Consider the following 21,189-nt stretch of genomic DNA (forward strand, 5'->3'; position numbering starts at 1 on the left):
ACACCGCGGCGACGGCGTTCGGCTCACCCCGCGCATGGCCCGTCTCCCGCGGGGTCTCCGTCAGACTCTCCCGCCGGCGATCGAGCCGCGCGATGATCACAGGCTCACTGCAGAAGCTCGGCTGGTGGGCGCTCGACTACGTCTACGCGGTCGAGCGGCAGGTCCGTGCCGCCTTCAGCCGCGCCGAGGCCAGCTCGTACCTCAGCGGCGACGGGGCCCCCGTCGTCATCATCCCCGGCGTCTACGAGCCCTGGCGGTTCATGCTGCCGCTCATCGAGGCCATCCACGAGAACGGCCACCCCGTGCACGTGCTCGAGCCGCTCGGCTTCAACCACCGGCCGGTCCCGGATGCCGCCGAGCACGTCGCCGCGTACCTGCGGGCCAACGACCTCACGGACGTGCTCCTCGTGACGCACAGCAAGGGCGGGCTCGTCGGCAAGTTCGCCATGTCGTTCGGCGACAGCGCCGAGCGGATCGCGGGGATGCTCGCCATCGCGACGCCGTTCGCGGGCTCCCGCTACGCCCGCGCGATGGCGGTCTCGAGCCTGCGCATCTTCTCCCCCAGCGACGCGACGATCCTCGCGCTGGCCCGCGAGAGCGATGCGAACGCCCGCATCGTCTCCGTGTTCGGCCGCTTCGACCCGCACATCCCTGACGGCAGCGTGCTCGAGCTCGCACGGAACATCGAGCTGCCGACGGGCGGCCACTTCCGCATCCTCACCCACCCCGGCATCCTGCGGGGCTTCGCGGTGCTGAAGGAGCTGACCGGGGCCTGAGGCGGCGAAGCTGAGGCGCCACCGGTCTACCGGCGCGCGGTCACGGCCCCGGACTCACGACACAGGACGCACGGCCCGGGATCGCGCCCCAGGGCTCACGCCCCGGGGTTCAGCTCAGTGGTGTTCGCCGCGCAGCAGCTGCACGGGGTCGATGCCCTGCCGGCGCAGGCGGCGGTTGGTGAAGGCGCATGCGATCGCGATGACGGCCGTCATGGCGAGGGTCGCGAGCAGCTGCTCCCGTGAGCCCTCGTTGAGCATCGTCAGGACGACGATCACGACGAGGATGACGCCGGCGAGGATGCTCAGCCACGGGAACCCGGGCATGCGGGCCGTGAGGGTCTCGCCGCGCGCATCCGCCCGCCGCCGCAGCACGAACTGCGATGCCGTGACCGTCGCCCACAGCACGATGAGCGTCGAACCGACGATGTTGAGCAGCGTCGGGAGCACGGCGTCTGGGGCGAGGAAGTTGAAGATCACCGTGAGGAAGCCGACACCGACCGAGACGAGCACCGCGATGGTCGGGGTGCCGTTCTTGGCGAGGCGCTGCATGCCGCGGGGCGCGAAGCGGCGCTCGGAGAGCGAGTAGACCATGCGGGAGGCGCCGTAGAGGTTGGCGTTGAGCGCCGAGAGGAGGGCGATGACGATGATGGCCGACATGATGAGGTCGACGCCCGGGATGTTCGTGAGGGCGAGCACCGCGGCGAAGGGCCCCGCGACGACGGCTGGGTCCGTCCAGGAGAGTGCGGCGACGATGACGAACACGGAGCCGATGTAGAAGAGCAGGATGCGCCACAGCACGCTGCGCACGGCGCGGCGGATGCTCGTGGCCGGGTCGCGCGTCTCGGCGGCGGCGATCGCGGTGAGCTCGGTACCGCCGAAGCTGAACATGACGATGAGCAGGGCCGCGGAGATGCCGAGGATGCCGGTTGGCGCGAAGCCGTCGCCGGCGACGAGGTTCGAGAGGCCCGGGGACGGGACGTCGGGGATGAGCCCTAAGAGGAGGGCGGCGCCCAGTACGAGGAAGCCGATGATGGCGGCGACCTTGAGCACCGCGAACCAGAACTCGAAGGAGCCGTAGCGGCGCACGCCGAGGAGGTTGATGAGCGTGAAGGCGACCATGAAGGCGAGCGCCCAAACGCCCTGCGGGATGCCGGGCGTCCAGGCTGCGACGATCGCGGCCGCGCCCGTCGCCTCGGCGGCGATGACGATGACCAGCTGCATCCAGTAGAACCAGCCGAGCGTCGCGCCGGCCGTGGCGCCGAAGGCCTTCGCCGCGTAGACGGAGAAGGCGCCGCTCTGCGGGTCGGCGGCGGCCATCTCGGCGAGCATGAACAGCACGAGGATGACGAGCAGGCCCGCGACCGCGTAGGAGACGAGCACGGCGGGACCCGCGACGGCGATCGCCTGCCCAGAGCCGACGAAGAGGCCGGCACCGATGGCGCCGCCGAGGCCCATCATCGCGAGCTGACGTGGCGAGAGGGAACGCTGCAGGTGGTGGGCGGCGCTCGCCTGCCCTGCGACCGCTTGCGGTTCTCGCGCAGCCTCGTGCTGGTTGCTGTTCTCGGATGCGCTGGCGGAAGTCACAAGCCGGAAGTCTCTCACGAATGGCGACCCCGGCACGGCGCCCCTGGCTGCCCCCGCGCTGGCAGGTATCGTCCGCGTATCGAAACCCGCATACGCCACCGCAACACGCCCCTCGAGAGGCTGTAGCCATGAGCTACAGCCGAGCAGACCAGACCCTGGAACTCCCGACGACCGGGGCGTTCGCCACCGCCCAGCGGGCGCCGCGGACTCGTCGACGCTCGCGGGCGCCGCGCTTCCTCGTGGCCGTCCTCTTCCTCGCGTACCTGGTGCTGCTGACGTGGCTCATCGTGTGGAAGCTCGAGGTGCCGTTCGTCGGGTGGGGCGAGACGAGGCAGCTGAAGCTCATCCCGTTCATCGCGAGCGAGGGGTATGCGGCGAGCAAGCCGCTTGAGGTGCTCGCGAACGTCGCCGTCTTCGTGCCGTTCGGCCTCTGCACCGGGTACCTGTGGCGCGTCCTGCCTGGCCCGAAGACGTTCTTCGCGGCCGGCTTCACGAGCCTCGCGATGGAGACGACGCAGTTCGCGCTCGCCGTCGGCAGCTTCGACACGAGCGACATCGTCGCGAACACCGTGGGTGCGCTGCTCGGCGCGGCCGTCGTCGCCCCGAGCGTGCGTCGCGCGGCGTTCAGCTAGCGCGGGCGCTCGGCGCCTCGCTGGGAGTCGAACTCAGGAGTGGTCGCGGCCCGCGTGGCAGGCGGCAGCTGGACGGTCACGCGCAGCCCGCCCCCGTCCCGGGCCGCGAGGCGCATCGTCCCACCGTGGGCCTTGACGACGCTCTTCACGATGGCGAGGCCGAGCCCCACCCCGGCGTGGTCGCTGCGGGCGCGCTGCTCGCCGCGCTGGAAGGGCTCCGTGAGGGTTGCCAGCAGCTCGGGGCCGACCATGCTTCCCGTGTTCTCGACGACGAGGGTCGCCGCATCCGGTGCCGACGCCGTCGTCAGGCGCACCGTGCCGCCCTCGGGGAGGTTGTGGACGATCGCGTTGTGCAGCAGGTTCGTCGTGAGCAGGGAGATGAGGGCAGGCGAGCCGATCGTGTCCGCGGCCTCCCCCTCCGTCTCGATGACGACGCCGCGCTTCTCGGCGAGCGGCAGCAGCGTCTCGGCCGCCTCCTCGGCGACGAGCGACAGGTCGACGCGCTCGGTCGCGAAGGTGCCGTGCTCGGTGCGGCTCAGCACGAGCAGCGCCTCGGTCAGCTCGATCGCGCGCGTGTTGACCGAGTGGAGGCGCCCGAGCACCTCGTCGTGGTCGTGTCCCGGGTCTCGGCGGGCGACGTCGAGGAGCGTCTGCGAGATCGCGAGGGGCGTGCGCAGCTCGTGCGAGGCGTTCGCCGCGAAGCGCTGCTGCTGCGCGACGTGCGCCTCGAGCTGCGCGAGCATGGCGTCGAAGCTGTCCGCCAGCTCGGTGAACTCGTCGCTCCGGCCGTCGAGGCGGATGCGGTGCGACAGCGACCCGGCCGCCGCGGCCCGCGTGGCGTTCGTGATGCGGGTGAGCGGGGCGAGCATCCGCCCCGCCAGGAACCAGCCGCCGACCAGCGCGAAGACGAGCAGGAACAGCAGCGCCCAGGCTGCGGCCGGCACGAACGCGCGGACGAGGTCGGTGCGGCCGGGGAAGAAGGTCCACTCGCTGGCCATCGCCTCGGCCGGAACGTAGCGGAGGAGGAAGGCGTAGACGACGGCGAGCAGCAGGGCGCCCGCGATCATGAGGAAGGCCGCGTAGCTCAGCGCGAGCTTCAGGCGGACGCTGAGGCCGCGCTGCCTCGTCACCGGAGTTCGTTCTCGTCGAGCACCGATGCGGCCTCGGCGTCGATGCGGTAGCCGACGCCCGGCACGGTCACGATGAGCCACGGCTCGCCGAGTCGCTTGCGGAGCGCGGAGACCGTGATGCGCACGGCGTTCGTGAAGGGGTCGGCGTTCTCGTCCCACGCCTTCTCGAGCAGCTCCTCAGCGCTGATCACTCCCCCGCCGGCGCTCATGAGCACTTCGAGCACCGCGAACTGCTTGCGGGTGAGGGCGACGTAGCGCCCGTCGCGATACACCTCGCGGCGGAACGGGTCGAGCTTGAGGCCGGCGATCTCGTGGATGGGCGGGCGGCTGTGCGCGCGGCGGCGGTTGAGGGCGCGCAAACGGAGCACGAGCTCCTGCAGCTCGAACGGCTTCGTGAGGTAGTCGTCGGCGCCGAGCTCGAAGCCCGACGCCTTGTCGTCGAGGCGGTCGGCGGCCGTGAGCATGAGGATGAGCACCCCGCTCTTGGACGCGACGATGCGTCTTGCGACCTCGTCGCCGGACGGGCCGGGGATGTCGCGGTCGAGCACGGCGACGTCGTAGTCGTTGACGCTCAGCAGCTCCAGCGCCGCGTGCCCGTCGCCGGCGATGTCGGCAGCGATCGCCTCGAGCCGCAGCCCGTCACGGATCGCCTCCGCCATGTAGGGCTCGTCCTCTACCAACAGCACACGCATATGCCGATGATACGAGCCGCGGCATATCGCCCGCGTATGGGAAACCCGCAACGCCAGGGCAACGTGCGCTCGCCTGAACTTGTCCCATGACGCTCACCAGCTCGCCCCGCCACCAGCGCACCGTCACCGACCCACCCGCGAAGAAGCGGAGCGTGCGCCTCCTCGTTGGCGGCGCATCCCTCGTCGCGCTCGCAGGTCTCGGCGTCGCGCTCTTCTCGGCGCAGCTCGGGCAGACTGCCGCGTCGCACCGTGAGGCTCCGGCACCGGATGCAGTGCTCGCCGCCCCCTCCACGGCCGGGTCGGCCGGGTCGGCCGGGTCGGGCGGGCCGGGCGGCGGGACGGCAGTCGAAACCAGCTCGGGGGCTGACGGCGCGGAGAGCCCAGACGGGCGGCTCCAGTTCGGCACGACGGCGTTCGAGACCGAGTACGCCGGCATCGCCAACCTCTCCCCCGTGCTTCTCGACGCGCTGCAGGAGGCGACGAGCGACGCCGAGCTGGACGGCGTGTACGTCATGGTCAACAGCGGGTGGCGGTCGGCGGAGCTGCAGCGGCAGCTGCTGCAGGATGCGGTTGCCGAGTACGGCTCCGCGGAGGAGGCGTCGCGCTGGGTCGCCTCACCCGAGACCTCCCTGCACGTCTCGGGTGATGCCGTCGACGTGGAAGGCGGGGGTGCCTCCGACTGGCTCGCCACCAACGGGTCGCGGTACGGCCTCTGCCAGACCTACCTCAACGAGCCGTGGCACTTCGAGTTCCAAGCCTCAGCCCCCGCCAACGGCTGCGCCGAGCAATACCCAGACCCGACGTACGATCCGCGGCTGCGGGGCTAGGTTCAGCGCCCTCGCGTCGGCTCTCCCGCCTCTTCCTCCTCGTCGAGCAGGTGCCCCGCGTGGACGGTGTCGCGCCGGTCGGCGAGCCCAAGCGGCTTCACAGCGCGCAGCGCCCAGGTGAGACCGAGGTAGAGGGCGAAGCTCACCGCGAAGGCCGGGATGTTCGCCCCGATGGGGCTCGGAGCGACGTACGCGAGCACGTACGAGAGTGCGGCGCCGAAGATCCACACGAACACCGCCACCCAGTTGATGCCACCCAGATACCAGTAGCGGCTCTCGGGCCGCTCCTGCAGGATCTGCCGCGAGTAGCTGCGGCGCTTCAGCAGGTAGTAGTCGGCGATCATGATCGCGAACACGGGTACGAAGAACGCGCTGATGATGAAGAGGAAGTCGGTGAACTGGTTCAGCAGGCCGAGGAACGTGGATCCGATGATCGAGATGATGCCGAGCACGATCGCCGTCGGCAGGAAGCGCAGGTGCCACTTCGACTGCGCGTTGATGACCGAGGTGACCATGCCGAAGACGACCATGGTGTTGGTCGCCATCACCGAGAGGAAGATCGCGATGCCCAGCGGCCAGCCGAACTCGGCGACGATCACGGTCGGGTCGAAGGCGATCGCCTCGCCTCCGCGAAGGAGCACGACGCTGAACGCGACGAGGCCGAGGAACATGGCGATCGTGGTCGAGAGCGTGTAGCCCACGCCCGAGCCGACGACTCCGGCGACGCTGTTCTTCGCGTGCCGATTCATGTCGGCGGAGAGGACGGTCCACGAGATGGCCGTCGCGATGACCAGGTCGAGCGTGATGAACGGGGTGCCGCCGAGCTCCGCATCCACGGGCAGCGCCGCGAATTCGCCGGGGCTGAACGCGCCGAACGCTGCCGCGAACACGAAGCCCATGACGACGAGGATCACGAGTGCCAGCCACGGCTCGACGCGAGAGATGCCCGTGTGGCCGAAGATCGCGAGCACGACGACGATGCCCTGGCAGATGGCGGAGAACAGCATCGGGTTCGAGAAGCCCGTCGCCTCGAAGACGAGGAAGTCGACGGTGACGCCGGCGAGCATCGCCTGCACCCAGCTCCACCCCATCAGCACGATGAGATTGGAGGCCGCCGGCACGAGGCTGCCGCGGATGCCGAACGCGCCACGTGTGAGCGCCATCGTCGGGAGGCCCGTGCGGGTGCCCATGTTGCCGATGAGCACGAGCACGATGACGCCGATCAGGGTGCCGAGCACGATCATCCCGGTCGCGGTGCCGAACGAGACGCCAGGCACGAAGAGCGTGCCCGTGAGGAGCGTCGTGACGACGAGGTTCGCGGCGAGCCAGATGAGGGCGATGCGGATGAGCGACTGCGTGCCGCGGACGGGGCCCGCCGAGTCGTCCTGGCCGTCGAGGTTCAGGGCCATGGTCTTCGGGCCGGTCATGCGGATGCCTCCGCGTCAGTCGTCGGCGCGGACAGGTGCTCATGGACCGCGATGAGCGAGCCCTCGTCTCCGACCGTGAAGACGATGCTCTCCCGCTCGACGTAGGAAGCCGGTCCATCGGCCGAGTCGACGCTCGTCGCGACGGTGTGGCTGAAGACCGCGCCGCCCGGGAAGACCTGCACGAGGCGGTCGGTGGATGCGCAGGAGGTGACCCGCCAACCCGCCGCGACCCAGCCCGCCCAGAGCGCCTCGTACTCGGCGCGCGAGTCGAGGCGCGCGGGCTCCGGATGGAAGATGAACGACGCGTCGGGCGCGAATCCGGCGAAGTACGCCTCGGTGTCGGTCGCGCGGAACGCGTCGATGATGGCGTCGGCGGCGGCGAGCACCGCCTCCTGCGTGGGTGTGGTCGACATTCAAGTGCTCCTTTGGACTTGGTGGGCTCTGCTGACAAGCATCAACCGGCGATCGGTGCTTCCGGCCGTCACAGTGCAGTTGCCGCACTCACCAAGCAAACACCCACCCGCCGAGCCTCGTACAGTGAGGAACCGAACTCATTTCGGTTGACAAAGGGCATTATGTCCGAGTCGTCCAGCGCTCAGCGCACCGCATCGGTCATGGTCAGTCGTGGGACGGGCGCCTGCGCTGCGCCTTCGTCGCCGAGCGCTGGCCTTTCGTCTCGAGCCGGCGGCGCTGCGAGCCCTTCGTCGGCTTGGTCGCCCGGCGCTTCGGTCCGGGCGGGGCGAGGCCCTCGCGCACGAGGTTCGCGAGCTTCTCGAGCGCCGCCTCGCGGTTGCGCAGCTGGGAGCGCCGCTCGGAGGATGCAACCGTGACCACCCCGGACACGAGGCGCTTACCGAGTCGCGACAGGAGCATCCGCCGCTGCTCGTCGCTGAGCACGAGCGAGGCTTCGACGTTCCAGAAGAGCTCGACGCGGCTGTCGGAGGTGTTGACGTGCTGCCCGCCCGGCCCGGAGGATCGCGAGAAGCGCCAGCCGAGCTCCGCGGCCGGAATCGTGAGCGAGCGCGACACCTCCAAATCCATGCGCCAAGCCTCCCACGCGCCGGGACGTTCGGAACGGCGGCTCGTGGATCGCGAATGCCTAAGGTGGCCCCATGGCGCACACGCATCCGAAGATCGTCGACCTCACGCATCCGCTCGCCTCAGGCATGCAGATTTACCCGGGCGACCCTGAGGTGCAGATTGCGCCCGCCACCTCGCTCGCCGACGACGGGGTCGTGGTGCACGCCCTGCAGCTCGGCACGCACACCGGCACGCACCTGGATGCGCCCTCGCACTCGATCGCGGACGGCCGCACCGTCGACGGCCTCGATCTCGGCCGGCTCGTGGCGCCGCTGCTGGTCGTCGATGTGACCGAGCTCGCGCAGCCCGGACGCAGGATCGAACTCGCTCAGGTCGCCGCCCAGCTCGAGCAGGTCGTTCCCGGCGCGGTCGTCGTGTTTCGGACCGACTGGTCAGCGCGGTTCGGGCAGCACGACTATCTCGAGCATCCCTTCTTGGATGCGGCGATCGCCGAGCGTCTGCTTGCTGCAGGTGTGACGGTCATCGGAGTCGACACCCTCAGCCCGGACCGCACCGACGCGACTGCGGAGTCGGCCGACCTCCCGTTCCACGACGTGTTCCTGGGCGCGGGCGGCGTCATCATCGAGAACCTCACGAACCTGTCGGCCGTCGACCCGGCTCGCGGCCCCTGGATCTCTGCATTGCCCCTGCCTTTCACCGGCCTCGATGGCTCGCCGGTGCGCGCGGTCGCGGTGCACCGCGCATAGCCGTCGGAGGTGCCGCGATCGCCGAGCGGATTTCCGCCATGAAGTTGGCGAGAAACCGAGACCACGCCGAGAGCTCCTTCTCCCCCAGCTTCCCGAGCGTGGCGGACGGCGTCGCGGAGGACATCGCGTCCGTTGAAGCCGGCTCGCAGCAGGTGTGGATTACCTACATCGAACGTCCTTCGCCCCTGGCGGACAAGCGCAATCGCTGGCGAACCGCGATCTAGGCTGAGCCTCCTGCTTAGGGGAAGGAACCGCTATGAGCATGGAAGGCGCTGCCTGGAGTTCGCTCTACAAGATCTCATCCGCGAGGGATGGCAAGCACGGCTTCTCGCGTGAGTCGGTGCGGCGGATCCTGACGTTCGCGGTGCCCTACCGGGCCAAGCTGGTGCTGTTCATCGCCCTGTCGATCGTTGGCGCGTTCCTCGCGGTCGCGACGCCGGTGCTCGCCGGCCAGGTAGTCGACGTCATCGTCGCCCGGGGTGCAGTCAGCACGATCGTCTGGATTGCCGTCGTCATCGCGCTCGTGGCCATCGCCGACGCGGCCGTGTCGCTCGTGACGCGCTGGTACTCGGCAAGGATCGGCGAGGGCGTGATCCTCGACCTCCGCACCGCCGTCTTCAACCACGTGCAGAAGATGCCCATCGCGTTCTTCACCCGCACGCGGACGGGCGCCCTCGTGAGCCGCCTGAACAACGACGTGATCGGCGCCCAGCAGGCCTTCAGCGGCACGCTGTCTGGCGTGGTCACGAACCTCGTGGCGCTCATCCTGACCCTGATCGTCATGCTCAGCACGTCCTGGCTCGTCACCGTGCTCGCCGTGATCATGCTCCCCATCTTCCTGATCCCCGCGCGCCGCATGGGCAGCCGCCTCGCCGCGCTGCGCCGCGAGGCCGCCGACCACAACTCGGCCATGAGCACGCAGATGACCGAGCGCTTCTCGGCGCCCGGCGCCACCCTCGTCAAGCTGTTCGGCCGACCGGATGAGGAGGCCGAGGAGTTCCGCGTGCGCGCCGCCCGTGTCCGCGACATCGGCGTTCGCACGGCGATGCTGCAGTTCGTCTTCTTCACCGCGCTGATGCTGGTCTCCGCGCTCGCCCTCGCGCTCGTGTACGGGCTCGGTGGCGTCCTCGCGCTCGGCGGCCAGCTGGAAACCGGTGACGTCGTCACCCTCGCGCTGCTTCTCACGCGCCTCTACGCGCCGCTCACGAGCCTCGCGAACGCACGGGTCGAGATCATGAGCGCGGTGGTCAGCTTCGAGCGCGTCTTCGAGGTGCTGGACCTCGAGCCGCTCATCCAGGAGAAGCCCGACGCGACCGTCGTCCCCGAGGGCCCGGTGTCGGTCGAGTTCGACGACGTCCGCTTCGCCTACCCGTCCGCGGACAAGGTGTCGCTCGCCTCCCTCGAGGAGGTCGCCACGCTGGATACCCGCGGCGGCGAGGAGGTGCTGCACGGGGTGTCCTTCCGCATCGAGCCGGGGCAGACCGTCGCCCTCGTCGGCACGTCCGGCGCCGGCAAGTCCACGATCGCGCAGCTCCTCTCACGCCTCTACGACGTCGACAGTGGTGCCGTGCGGCTCGCGGGGACGGATGTCCGCGACGTCACCTTCGCCTCGATGCGGCACACCCTGGGCATGGTGACGCAAGACGGCCATCTGTTCCACGAGACCATCCTCTCCAACCTTCGTCTCGCGAGGCCCGAGGCGACTGACGACGAGGTTTGGGATGCGGTGCGCCGTGCGCGGCTCGAGCCGCTCATCCGTTCCCTGCCTGACCAGCTCGACACCATGGTCGGAGAGCGCGGCTACCGGCTGTCCGGCGGTGAGCGACAGCGGATGACCATCGCGAGGCTCCTCCTCGCCCAGCCGCGCGTCGTGATCCTCGACGAGGCGACGGCAGCGCTCGACTCGACGTCGGAGGCCGCCGTGCAGGCGGCGCTGAGCGAGGCGCTCGAGGGACGGACCGCGATGGTGATCGCCCACCGACTGTCCACCATCCGCAGTGCCGACCAGATCCTCGTGATCGAGGACGGCTCCATCGTCGAGCGCGGCACGCACGAAGAGCTGCTCGCCGCGGCCGGGCGGTACGAGGAACTGCACCGGACCCAGTTCGCCGTGCAGAAGAACGTGGCGGCGGATGAGGATGCCAACGTCTAAGTTCGCACCGGGAGGGTGCCTTCGCCGCACCTGCCCACAGCGCGGTCCGCGTAGGGTGAGCTGATGCCTGAAATCACTTCCTCGAATCCTGCGCCCGTTCCTGTAGACCTCCCGCTCGAGCAGCGGCTGGCGGCTGCCGTCGAGCGATACGGCCAGTCCGAGTTCGTCGAGCGGGTACTCAACCTCATGAAGGGGTACGACGAGGGCGACGACCTCCTCCTCTACGTCGGTGGCGACCACGCGCAGGGCATCCTCGATGGCGCGCCGGTGCTCTACTGGCCCGAGCTCTGGGGCACCCGAGCGCTGCTGTACGTCTGGGATGAGTCGGCCGCGCCAGCGGCGATCGGCACGCTCGGCAACCCGGCCTGGCGCGTCCGCGAAATGGGAGCACGGGTTGTCGCAGCGCGCGAGCTCCCAGCAGCATCCGAACTGGCCGGGCTGCTCGGCGACAGCGTGGCTCGCGTGCGATCGGCAGCCGCAAGGTCTCTGGCAGCCGTGGGCACACTCGAAGACGTGGATCGCCTGCGCCCGCTGCTCAAGGATCCCGAAATCGAGGTGCGGCGAAGTGCGCAACAGGGCCTCGACGCGCTGCGCGCGAGGTTCCCGAAGAGCTAGGGGCGTCAGGCTTTGGCTCGAGCCACTGACTCCGGGTGAGGCAGAGCTGGCCACGGCTCTAACAGAACACGGTTTGGGCGGCATGCTGACGAGGTTCCGGCGGATTGTGGCGGTGGCCGCTGATGCGCAACCTATTGCGACAGTGCAAGCGAGGTTGCACGCAAAGCAGAGGTCGACCGCGGCGCACGACATTCAGAGGTCAAGATTCCCTTTTGGGGATTGTTTCTCATCAGGGATTTTCTGTCGGACTGGCAGCGACCTGGTGTAGTACAGGCGCATACCTTGTCTCGAGACATCGGCATATTTTCGTCCGCTTCCTGCCTGACCGGCTGGTTGCCCCTCGCCGCTCAGACTGAACCGCGGCCCGCTTCTTGCGGGCCGCGGACGCCGCCTCCTCCGCCTCCTTTACTTCACGTTCCGCGCGCAATCCTCTCGTCGCGCCTCCGGGTCGCCTCCGCCATTCGCGCCGCAGCTTTCGACCACCTTCTCGGACGACACGACAGCGCCAGTTACCTCACACTCGGGGCACCGCTGCGTTAATAAGCTCGGTTCCCGGCTGGAGTCGTGGACGCTCTGCTCCACCACGTGCCCGCAGGTCAGGATACGAACCAAGGTATCGATTTCTTCCTGCCGACCCTCGGGGCGGTGGCAAAGACGCCCGGAGTATTCGCGCACCATCACGATCGGTGGACGGCAGTATCCCCAATGCGTTGCACGCGAATCGGCCATGCTCCAGAAGTTCGGGTGCATCTCGCGGTAGCTCTCCTGGCCTAAATCCCTGATGAAGCGGTGTTCATCCGTGAGGTAGGTCATCCCCAGCCAACGACCAAGGTTATCGATGACCGGCAATCCGCACCCTCGGCATGCCTCACCCGCCCCCCGCTGCGTGAGTGAGATAAGTCCCCTCGTCGCGCCATTCCTGCCACCTCGCTTCGTCGCGATGCGCGAGTGCCTCGTCCTTAAGGGCGCTGGTTGTGCGACGCGTCTGCGCTCGTTCACCTTCTGTTCCTCGGTGAGCGGCACACAAAACTCGCCAGTCGCAATGTCGGAGGTCCGACGGAGAACGCCAACATGCCTCAGCTCTACACAAAGAATGACCGTCCGTTGAAACGAGGCGGCAAACTACTGCTTGCCGGATCGGGAATCCACCTAGGAACGATCCAGTGCCGCTACGTCTTGGACACCGCCGGCCAGCACGCGGCAACGATCGACGGCGACCGCGTGGTGTACCGAACCATCGACTCTGCTCGCATCTCCGGTCCAACCATCGCCGGCCCCTGGGTCGGGCTTGCGGTAGTGAACACTGTTCCTGCTGCGATCCTGGGCGATGAGCTTCTGTTCCCGTACTGAAAATTCCACCACTCATCCCCTGACCTGATGGCGTGAAGGCTCGTTCACTCTCCAAACAAAGCGTTGCCTTGCACGCACGACCAACGGATGTGTCGAGCTTCTCGAGTCTGGTCCGACCACGGTCCACGCTCAGTTGCTGGAGATCGAGTTGCGCGGGTCTCGCACTGGCCCCGAGCCACTCCCTTCCATGATCTCATCGCCCTTGGTTCCTCATGGCTTCGCAAACAGGGGCACTCCGTCCCCGCGGGCGAAGCGAGACGCACCGCAGTGGCGGCATTCGGGCGACTTCGCGGGTTCGTGCTCGACTACCTCATCGGTGAGTGGGTGATACTCAACCCAATGGTCGGCACTCGTTTCCGAATCTGTCAGACTGCCGATGGCCATGAGCCAGTCGTCGACCGCGCGCGACGCGGCGACAGCGTTGAGGGTTATCACGCTGGGGGCGTGAACAGCCTCGTCCTCGACGTATCGCTGCCGACGGCGTTGGATCTCGCTGGTAGCTTCTTCCGTCAACTTCCACGCGGGGATCAAGCCGTTGCACTGCAAACATCCGCCCCCAGGGCTGCTCATCCGGGAAACAGAGAAGATGTCGGCAACTACGCCATCGACGACCGTGACTTTTGATCCCACTTGGGTGTTGGGGATGAGGTATTGATGGGTGATCGAGTTGATCAGGCGACGGGCGAGCGCAGAATCGGCAGCGAGGAAAATGTGGTCGCAGTCCGTTAACAGCACCGCGACATCCGCCTCAACAACGGAGCGCGGTACCGTACTGATCCGCACACTCCGGGAGGCCTGGCTAGCGACTCTCGCCGCGATCCTGACCTTGGAGGTCGCAAAACGAGCGCCGAGTCGTTGCATCCACCGGGGCCGTCCGTTGTTCTGAAGCAGAGGCAGCGCGTCAAATCGGCGGGCCCCAACAACGCGCGGCAGGTTTGTCGGATCGAGTCGATCAGGGTCAATGAGCAGAAGCTCCCCCACTCCGAGCCTGGCGAGGTACTCGGAAATGAGCGAGCCGATTCCACCCAGCCCAACAACGGCAATTTTAGATCCAGCGAGGATCGCCTGGCCACGATCGCCGAAGATGCGCGCTTGCCGATCGTAAGTTGGGTCCGCGACCCTGGCGGACACAGGCTCGGGCGTGAGCGTGCGCTGGGACCGCCCAACAACACGCAAGTCAGTGACGGTGTGACGCTTCCCGTCACTCGTCCAGATGTCACCTGCCACCGCATTGTTGGCGAACACTAGTGCGCCGACAGGGACTCCGTCGTTGATGTCCAACAGCGCTGGATAGCCGCGTTCGTGAGACGCCATGTCGGTTCCGGAGAAACCAACGCGATCGCGCCCGCCGTGATTGTGCACGGCGATGTATGCGAGCTTCTCTTGTGTGCACACATCAATGTTGTCTGCGACGAACTCGGCGGTGAGCTTGCGATAGCCCCGGCTTCCTTCGACGTAGGCGACGCCATCAGTTGCTGGCACGAGGTCGCGGACGAGGAGTCGAGTTCCACGGGGGCTGCGCGCGATCCCGCATCGCAGGACGAGGCCGTGTTCGTCCCCGTCACCGGGGAACAGGTGCCCGTGCAAGACGGCCCACTGTTCCCCGGTAATCACGACCGACCAGCTATCGTTCACTGTTCGCTCAGCCACTTGAGCACCTTCAGGACTTTCGTGGCGGCCGTGTCGATCGCGGGGTCGAGCCTGTTGCTGCGGCGGGATAGTTGCGTTCCGGCCTCGGCCCGCGGCCCCCACTGGACCGCCTGGAATCCTTCGCCGTGAACACCGCCGTCCTTCCGCCGAAGGTCCGGGCGCACGAACAACGGGTACACGTCCGCTTCCGGGTACGGGAAAGTAATCTGGAACGCAATCCAGGAACTCTCCTGCTCGTACACCGGCCCGAGTGGCACGTCGCTGACGGTGACCCAAGCCCCGCCCGCTCCGTCATCTTCGGTAGTGATGTTTGCGTCTGCAAACGTCTGTGTCAGCTCGTCGATCGCTTCCGCAATAGCCGCGGTAGTTGTTGCCATGTTCACGAGTTGTCGTCCCCGTCGTTTGCGCGGAACTCGTCGTCCTTGCGGACACGGATGTTCTCGGTGTCGCCGACCTGCTTGAACTTCAGTCCGTCCTTGCGAGACAGGAGAAAGTCGATCTTGATGGGCACGCCCTGGGCAATCGCGGCTTCCTTGATTGCCAAGCCCGTCTGTTCTGCACCGTGCAGAGTGACGGGACGGCGGTTGACCGTGACGTGAATCTTCTTCGGCGGAAGCGGCTTCGTGAAGAAGCGGTCCCCGTTGATGATCGCGACGATCTCGCCCATTTCGATGGGGTCGTCGAGATCGTCCTGGATGTCCTTCCAAACTCCATGGTCTGCGCGCACGGCCGGCGTCGGAAGCTCGCGCAACTGCGTCTCGGTGAGCGCCGCCGTGCGAACCTCGTAGGGGGCCTTGTCGATGTAGATCACGCGAGGTCGGTCGGTGAAGAATCGCATGCCGTTCTCGATTGCCACCGGTTCAGTGGGTGCGACGAGGTGATCTTGCGCGTCGTGGACGTCGAGCCACAGGTTGTCGGCCGCCGGCGTGATCAGCGTTTGTAGCTGGGCGCCGGTGAGGCGTCGCTCCTCAACGTCGATCGGTTCGCCGTCGATATAGATTCGGATCTTCTTAATCGGTGCCACGGTGGGCTCCTAACTGCTCTGTGGCAGGCCGGTTGCCTGCTCAACAGTTAGAGACGGGACAACTCACGAATCGTCCACACCGTGATCAACTCGCGCATTCCAGACACGTGTTCGAGTCGGGAGCGAACTGGTTGGAGTGTTTCTGGAGGAAGCACTCAAGGCACGTCTTCTGCGACTTAGCGGTACATCCACAGTGCTCGGACGGGCAGCGAGGTTGCCTGCACTTACGACAGATGAAGCCGATGACGAATGATCTGCTGCAGTGCTCGCACTGGTCCCAGCGATCGGTCGTGTACTGGGCGGTCCCGTCTCTGGGTGGAGACATCGACAGCCACGGCGCACTGTATTCGACCATGAGGAGAAACAGCAGGTCTCCTGCCCATGCCGCCTGACCGTATAGACGTTCAGAAGTGTGGCCATCGCGGTACCAGATCTGTGCGTCGTCGCGCGTGAAGGTCCGGCGTTCACCCTTTGCATCGAGTGCTGCACGGACGAGTGGGTTCGCGGTCTGGTTGCTACCGCGGGCGGGGGGATACAGGCCACCGCGCGCAGCCGCAAAGGTAACTGTTCCGTCCTTGTCGATAACACCGACAGCACCGGGCGACTGGAGGCGGTTGGCAAGGCGGACGCATATCGCCGAGCGCGATGCGTTCGAAGATTCGAACAGTTCCAGGGCAGTGTCGACCGTAGGGCCCTGATCGGAGATGTGCGAGTTGACTAGGTCGTCAGGAAGGAGTATCTGTGCAGCAAAAGCGTCGCAACAAGCATCTTCGAAAGCCTCAGGCTCCCGGTGCTCGACCACTCTTGTTCCGAGACTAATGTTTGTCTTCTGAATGTGGTGGCCAAGTTCATGCAGGAGCGTGAACTGTTGGCGACGTCGAGACATCGACTCAGTCACAACCAGTGTTGGCGGCTCCCAGCGATACCCGCCGGCGACAGAGCATCCAAGCTGCGAGTCTGCTGGAACAAACTCCGGCACCCGGAGCACAGTGAGGTCGCTGCGCTGTTCCAGAACCGTGAACGCGTCAAGTGTCAGGTCTTCGAGAGATCCACCCAATGCTTCCCAGGCGGTCAGCATCGATGCGACCTGCGTTGGTGTGTCGTCGAAGGAGGCACGCATGGGCTATCGCTTGTCGGTAGCGAGGACTGTGTCCAGTCGCTGCCGCCAGAGCTCACGACCCTGGCCTGTTTCACGAGCTGCAAGCTGGTAAGCCTCATAGCCGAGGCGCGTGCGGGCATCGTTCTCGTCGCCATCGGTTGCTCGGTCCCTGATGCGGGCACGCCAACGCGGCTCTTGCAATTCGCGCTGGAGGTCCGTCGGTAGCGGGTCAATCGCGTCGAGAACCTCGCCAACAGGAACTTCTACTGACGCAGCGAGGCGAGTGACCTCCTCGACGGTGAGCAGCTCTTTGCCCATACGAATTGCCATCGCGCGCGGTTGCGACGTTCCTATAGCGCTCATGATGGTCTCAAGCGGAACCTGCAATCGGACGCCTGCGCGATCTGAGACAGTCGGTTGCAGGCGCGGTGCGCTTTGAAGCACGTCAAATGCATCGAAAAGGTCAGCTAAGGCGAGGGCAGCACCAGATTCAAGCGCCGGCTCCGCGTGGCCTCGACGTAGTCCGTCCAGGATCGTGTCGCTTGAACGGGCGGCCTCGATTGCTTGCAGTTGAGGCTTGGGAATAGTAGCGATCGTCGCGCCAAGAGTTGCGAATGGGATCAGCCCCTGGTGGGCTGGCCACACTGTCACGGCCCCATGCAAAGGGCTAGCGTCGTCTTCGATGACGACGGCCTTCCTGTTTTCGACCCCGGGTTCCAAGGTGGCCGGGAGCACGGAGACTAGCGCTGCCGCGTCGTCGATGGCATCGACGACCACCACAAGGTTAGCGCCACCCCAGTAGGCCTGCCGCAACTGCCCAACTGCAACGGCATCGGTTGCCTCGGCGCTTCGAAGCGTGCCGCTCCTCCGCTTCGGCCCAACGGGAAATTGTTGGGAGAGTGCCAACCAGCGCTCTGATGCCTCAGACGACATTGGCGTCCTCCTTATCCTCACTGTGTAATGACGGGACATTGGGCGAATCGTCCAACACAAGGCGGAGCAAGGCAGCGAGGACTCCCTGGCTTCGTGTGCTGTCGCCTGCAAGTTCTGTCAACCGAGCCCGGACTTTCTGAACAGCGTTGTACGCGCTGGTTCGCCCGACGCCAAGTTCGATTGCCAGCGCTGCGGCGTCTCCCCCGTGACGAATGGCTGCGAGCTCAACCTCAGTGAGCTGGGGCATCAGCCGCTTGGCGAACTCTTCGTCGTCGACCTTGATCTGGGTAACTTCTGAACTGTCAACAGCCGGTGTTGTCTCTTCGACCGTGTCCCAGTCCGCATCAGTTGCGGATGTCAGAACATCTCCCGTCTCGAGCAATGACGGGAATCGGTCTGCGCAGATCCTCGTGAGCTCGCTCACATGCAATCGGCCCGCCTCGACGAGCAGTCTTCGCAGCATCTCTTCTAGCTGACCCTTACTCCCCAACGCCCCTGAGCCATCGCCCGTGGCTACTGATATCTCAACTCGGGCGCTAGCTGCGATCTCCCGAAGGGCGGTTTCGGTTACTTGCAAGTCGGTGTCCTCGCCGTCGGCGAGGAACCAATAGTGCTTGACCTCTGACGGACTAAAAAAGGAGGAACGTTCGAGCCGCTTCTCGATTCGGTTCCGTAGCGCGCCCCACGGCTGCTTGCGCGTGAGGTCGATGAGCCACCGTTCGACCCACTTTCGCGTCTCCCGTTTGGCGGCCCGGTCGTCAGGCAGGGCAGTGATCACGTTTACGTAACCGGTGCCCTTATCCTCAAAGAAACCGCTGACGAAATCGTCGACTGAGTCGGTAGTGCGCACACCGGGAAATCTGGGCAGCTGCTCTGTCATGACGCTTCGCATCATGGCTAGCGCGGATATCCCGAGTGTTCCTCGGGCTAGTGCCTCGTCTCGAATGAGTGTTGTCGTCGTCATGCCGAGGCTCCGCGCTAAGACCGGCCGTTTTGGCGACCGCTGCGCGGTCGAACACGACCGGCAACTCGCTGAACCGAGCCGAGCGCGACTGGGTCAACGAAAGCGCGTTCAAGCCCATCAGGGTCCCGGTAAGTTGAAGCTCTCGATCCCGTCATGCTTACCACCCTAGTGTCCGCCAACGACACCCGCGAGTGAGCGACTTCGCAACTAGGTGGCCATCCAGAGGTGGATTCGACCACAACGGACTCGCCGAAGACGAGAGCACAGAACGCAGGCCATTGGGGTTCAAGCCGAGCTGAAGGCCTGAGCGCAGACTTGGGGGCAAACCTTGAGGCCTGTCGCCTCAGCCTGTCGGAAAGGGACGCGGATCAGCCACAGAATGCAAACTGGCTCGATGTTGCTCAGCTTGCCCGCGTCCAAGAAGGACAAACAGGACAAGCCGCTTCCGGACGACTACAAAAACTGGCTTCGCGCCGCGACCCTCTGTCTTGACCGAGCTGTAGCGACATGTCGCCGAGTTCCGCTCTGGCAGAAAGCTCCACCACGCCGAAAGAGGGCGAGCCCGCGCCAATTTGCTCATTCAGGACCTCGACGTGACCGTCATCAACACCACCACCGGCGAAGTCCTCCGCGAGCTCACCATCGACCTCAGCAAGGACTACCAACCCACCGGCAACCCCAAAGGACCCACCCGAAAAACAAAATAGCCCGAACCTGCAACTGCAGGTTCGAGCTATTCCGATGTCTTGCGACATCTCCACCGTCGGGCTGACAAGATTTGAACTTGCGACCCCTTGACCCCCAGTCAAGTGCGCTACCAAGCTGCGCCACAGCCCGTGGCTTTCGTTCTCCGCGAGGACAACTCGACCATCCTACCCGAACCTGGGAGGTCCGCGCACCACCGTGTCGAACGTGTCGTGCACCGGTGGATTTGAGCAACACCGGCCGACCACCGCAGGGTTGTGGCGCGATGCGCTGAGCAACCGCGCCGACAGCCGCGAGCCACAACCCTGCTCCCGGCAGCCATTTGGAGCGGGTGGCCCCACGAGCAGAAGAGGAAGACGGCGAAAGCGGTCGACTGAGCTTGAGCCGTGGGCACGCACGCGGCCGACCCAGCCCAACCACATCCACCCGGCCGATTGTTCGCACATTCTCCCGCCTGGGAATAGCCTGGTACCCGCGCAGTGTTGCGAACCCAGTCCCCTATCTCAGAAGCAGAGGTCCGCAACATGCAGGTCATGCCCGAACTCACCCCCTTCCGGCGCGGAATCGCCCTCTTCGCGCTTGCGCTCGGAGGCTTCGGCATCGGTGTCACCGAGTTCGCCACGATGGGCCTGCTGCCCGACATCGCCCGCGAGCTGCTCCCCGGCTTCGAACAGAACCCGGATGCGGTGATCGCGCAGGCCGGCATCCTCATCTCCGCCTACGCCCTCGGCGTCGTCGTCGGTGCGCCCGTGTTCGCGGTGCTCGCGGCCCGCATGTCGCAGACGAAGCTCGCCTTCTGGCTGCTCGGCATCTTCATCGTCGCCTCCGCTGCATCCGCCCTCATGCCCGACTTCGGCACGACCGCCGTCATGCGCTTCATCGCCGCGCTCCCCCACGGCGCGTACTTCGGCGTCGCCTCCCTGCTCGCCGCCCGCATCATGGGCCCAGGCAAGCAGGGCCAGGGCGTCGCACTCGCCCTGTCCGGCCTCACAATCGCCAACATCTTCGGCGTGCCCCTCGCGACCTGGCTCGGCCAGGCCAGCGGCTGGCGCTACGCCTACGTGCTCGTCGCCGCGATCTTCTTCGTCACGTTCCTGCTCGTGTTCTTCTTCGTACCCCGCTACCCCGGCAACCCGGAGCGCAGCGCCATGAAGGAGCTCATCGCCTTCAAGAACCCGCGCCTCTGGATCATGGTCGCCGTCGGCGCCATCGGCTTCGGCGGCTTCTTCGCCGTCTACTCGTACATCGCCGAGGTCACCACCCGCGAGACGGGCCTCGGCCCGGGCATCGTGCCGTGGGTGCTCGCGACCCTCGGCGTCGGCATGACGCTCGGCAACCTCATCGGCGGATGGGCGGCAGACCGCAACCTGACCCGCACCATGTTCGTCGGCTTCGGCTCGTTCATCGCCTCGCTCGTCTTCTACAGCCTCATCGCATCGAACCCGGTCGGCCTGTTCGTCGCCGTGTTCTTCCTCGGCCTCACCTCGTCGTCGCTGCTCCCGGCCATCCAGTCGCGCCTCGTGCGCATCGCCGACGAAGCAGCACTCCTCGGAGCGGCCATCAACCACGCAGCCTTCAACGTCGGCAACAGCCTTGGCGCGTGGCTCGGCGGCATGGTCATCGCGGGCGGCCTCGGCTACCTCGCACCCGGCTGGGTGGGCGTCGTCCTCGCCGTCCTCGGCATGGGCCTCACCGCACTCGGCGTCTCCGTCGAGCGCCGCGACAAGCGCCACTCCCTCGACACCACCGGCCTCCGCACGATCCCCGCAGCCGAACGCGCCGACATCGGAGCCTGACCCACCAATCGCTGCCCGGCGTTTCGCCCTCTGGAGATCGCCTCAG

The 21,189-nt window shown here is 66.5% G+C and carries 22 protein-coding genes and 1 tRNA gene; 9 read left to right on the forward strand and 14 right to left on the reverse strand.

The window, feature by feature from the left end:
• Positions 1-92 precede the first annotated feature (92 nt).
• A complete protein-coding gene (locus C5E10_RS11135; protein WP_104331690.1) occupies positions 93-776 on the forward strand; it encodes a triacylglycerol lipase in 684 nt (227 codons plus the stop codon).
• A gap of 114 nt (positions 777-890) precedes the next feature.
• On the opposite strand, the gene C5E10_RS11140 is transcribed toward C5E10_RS11135, so the two are convergent.
• A complete protein-coding gene (locus C5E10_RS11140) occupies positions 891-2,360 on the reverse strand; it encodes an amino acid permease (protein WP_258071096.1) in 1,470 nt (489 codons plus the stop codon).
• A gap of 128 nt (positions 2,361-2,488) precedes the next feature.
• Here C5E10_RS11140 and C5E10_RS11145 point away from each other — a divergent pair, with 128 nt between their 5' ends.
• The gene (locus C5E10_RS11145) at positions 2,489-2,992 is read left to right on the forward strand and encodes a VanZ family protein (RefSeq protein WP_181059608.1); all 504 of its coding nucleotides are present in this window, start codon (positions 2,489-2,491) and stop codon (positions 2,990-2,992) included.
• On the opposite strand, the gene C5E10_RS11150 is transcribed toward C5E10_RS11145, so the two are convergent.
• Both C5E10_RS11150 and C5E10_RS11155 read right to left on the reverse strand, forming a co-directional pair.
• Entirely contained in the window at positions 2,989-4,122 is a 1,134-nt protein-coding gene (locus C5E10_RS11150; protein ID WP_104331693.1) for a HAMP domain-containing sensor histidine kinase, read from the reverse strand. The two genes, C5E10_RS11145 and C5E10_RS11150, sit on opposite strands and share 4 nt — an antisense overlap.
• Positions 4,119-4,814, reverse strand: a complete 696-nt coding sequence (locus C5E10_RS11155) for a response regulator transcription factor (protein ID WP_104240938.1) — start codon at positions 4,812-4,814, stop codon at positions 4,119-4,121. The genes C5E10_RS11150 and C5E10_RS11155 overlap by 4 nt, the downstream gene beginning before the upstream one ends.
• Before the next feature lie 86 nt (positions 4,815-4,900).
• Between C5E10_RS11155 and C5E10_RS11160 the strand changes: the two genes are divergently transcribed.
• Positions 4,901-5,641: a M15 family metallopeptidase gene (locus C5E10_RS11160; RefSeq protein ID WP_104331694.1), complete on the forward strand. Its 741-nt coding sequence runs from the start codon at positions 4,901-4,903 to the stop codon at positions 5,639-5,641.
• Between the two features lie 2 nt (positions 5,642-5,643).
• On the opposite strand, the gene C5E10_RS11165 is transcribed toward C5E10_RS11160, so the two are convergent.
• The 3 genes from C5E10_RS11165 to arfB all read right to left on the reverse strand — a co-directional run bounded on the left by C5E10_RS11165 (position 5,644) and on the right by arfB (position 8,109).
• Positions 5,644-7,068, reverse strand: a complete 1,425-nt coding sequence (locus C5E10_RS11165; RefSeq protein ID WP_104331695.1) for a cytosine permease — start codon at positions 7,066-7,068, stop codon at positions 5,644-5,646.
• Positions 7,065-7,481 carry a nuclear transport factor 2 family protein gene (locus C5E10_RS11170; RefSeq protein WP_104331696.1) on the reverse strand — a complete coding sequence of 139 codons (417 nt, stop codon included), beginning with the start codon at positions 7,479-7,481 and terminating at the stop codon, positions 7,065-7,067. The genes C5E10_RS11165 and C5E10_RS11170 overlap by 4 nt, the downstream gene beginning before the upstream one ends.
• Before the next feature lie 205 nt (positions 7,482-7,686).
• Positions 7,687-8,109 (reverse strand): alternative ribosome rescue aminoacyl-tRNA hydrolase ArfB, encoded by a 423-nt coding sequence (arfB, locus tag C5E10_RS11175; protein WP_104331697.1) that lies wholly within the window; start codon positions 8,107-8,109, stop codon positions 7,687-7,689.
• A gap of 71 nt (positions 8,110-8,180) precedes the next feature.
• Between arfB and C5E10_RS11180 the strand changes: the two genes are divergently transcribed.
• The 4 genes from C5E10_RS11180 (at position 8,181) to C5E10_RS11195 (ending at position 11,622) form a co-directional block, all read left to right on the forward strand.
• On the forward strand, positions 8,181-8,855 hold the full coding sequence (locus tag C5E10_RS11180) for a cyclase family protein (protein WP_104331698.1): 675 nt from the start codon (positions 8,181-8,183) through the stop codon (positions 8,853-8,855).
• Between the two features lie 38 nt (positions 8,856-8,893).
• Positions 8,894-9,079, forward strand: coding sequence for a hypothetical protein (locus C5E10_RS11185; protein WP_104331699.1), 186 nt, complete (start codon positions 8,894-8,896; stop codon positions 9,077-9,079).
• 32 nt (positions 9,080-9,111) lie between these two features.
• The gene (locus tag C5E10_RS11190) at positions 9,112-11,007 is read left to right on the forward strand and encodes an ABC transporter ATP-binding protein (protein ID WP_104331700.1); all 1,896 of its coding nucleotides are present in this window, start codon (positions 9,112-9,114) and stop codon (positions 11,005-11,007) included.
• 63 nt (positions 11,008-11,070) lie between these two features.
• Complete coding sequence (locus C5E10_RS11195; RefSeq protein WP_181062730.1) at positions 11,071-11,622, forward strand: HEAT repeat domain-containing protein; 552 nt, start codon at positions 11,071-11,073, stop codon at positions 11,620-11,622.
• Positions 11,623-12,027: 405 nt separating this feature from the next.
• Here C5E10_RS11195 and C5E10_RS11200 read toward each other — a convergent pair whose 3' ends face one another.
• Positions 12,028-12,435, reverse strand: a complete 408-nt coding sequence (locus tag C5E10_RS11200) for a hypothetical protein (RefSeq protein WP_104331701.1) — start codon at positions 12,433-12,435, stop codon at positions 12,028-12,030.
• Between the two features lie 258 nt (positions 12,436-12,693).
• Between C5E10_RS11200 and C5E10_RS18865 the strand changes: the two genes are divergently transcribed.
• Positions 12,694-12,972 (forward strand): hypothetical protein, encoded by a 279-nt coding sequence (locus tag C5E10_RS18865; protein WP_146080237.1) that lies wholly within the window; start codon positions 12,694-12,696, stop codon positions 12,970-12,972.
• Between the two features lie 210 nt (positions 12,973-13,182).
• Here C5E10_RS18865 and C5E10_RS11205 read toward each other — a convergent pair whose 3' ends face one another.
• From C5E10_RS11205 to C5E10_RS11240, 7 genes are all read right to left on the reverse strand, one after another.
• Positions 13,183-14,622: a ThiF family adenylyltransferase gene (locus C5E10_RS11205; RefSeq protein WP_104331702.1), complete on the reverse strand. Its 1,440-nt coding sequence runs from the start codon at positions 14,620-14,622 to the stop codon at positions 13,183-13,185.
• Positions 14,604-14,999, reverse strand: coding sequence for a hypothetical protein (locus C5E10_RS11210; protein ID WP_104331703.1), 396 nt, complete (start codon positions 14,997-14,999; stop codon positions 14,604-14,606). The genes C5E10_RS11205 and C5E10_RS11210 overlap by 19 nt, the downstream gene beginning before the upstream one ends.
• Before the next feature lie 2 nt (positions 15,000-15,001).
• Positions 15,002-15,646: a multiubiquitin domain-containing protein gene (locus C5E10_RS11215; RefSeq protein ID WP_104331704.1), complete on the reverse strand. Its 645-nt coding sequence runs from the start codon at positions 15,644-15,646 to the stop codon at positions 15,002-15,004.
• 85 nt (positions 15,647-15,731) lie between these two features.
• Complete coding sequence (locus C5E10_RS19305) at positions 15,732-16,766, reverse strand: ImmA/IrrE family metallo-endopeptidase (protein ID WP_219820356.1); 1,035 nt, start codon at positions 16,764-16,766, stop codon at positions 15,732-15,734.
• Positions 16,767-16,769: 3 nt separating this feature from the next.
• A complete protein-coding gene (locus C5E10_RS11225; protein WP_104331705.1) occupies positions 16,770-17,678 on the reverse strand; it encodes a hypothetical protein in 909 nt (302 codons plus the stop codon).
• Positions 17,668-18,642, reverse strand: a complete 975-nt coding sequence (locus C5E10_RS19310) for a hypothetical protein (RefSeq protein WP_219820357.1) — start codon at positions 18,640-18,642, stop codon at positions 17,668-17,670. Before C5E10_RS19310 ends, C5E10_RS11225 begins: the two co-directional genes overlap by 11 nt.
• Positions 18,643-19,405: 763 nt before the next feature.
• A tRNA-Pro gene (locus C5E10_RS11240) sits at positions 19,406-19,479 on the reverse strand.
• A gap of 401 nt (positions 19,480-19,880) precedes the next feature.
• Between C5E10_RS11240 and C5E10_RS11245 the strand changes: the two genes are divergently transcribed.
• A complete protein-coding gene (locus tag C5E10_RS11245) occupies positions 19,881-21,143 on the forward strand; it encodes an MFS transporter (RefSeq protein ID WP_104242287.1) in 1,263 nt (420 codons plus the stop codon).
• Positions 21,144-21,189 lie beyond the last annotated feature (46 nt).

The organism is Pseudoclavibacter sp. RFBG4, from assembly GCF_002931515.1.
Lineage (GTDB): Bacteria > Actinomycetota > Actinomycetes > Actinomycetales > Microbacteriaceae > Pseudoclavibacter.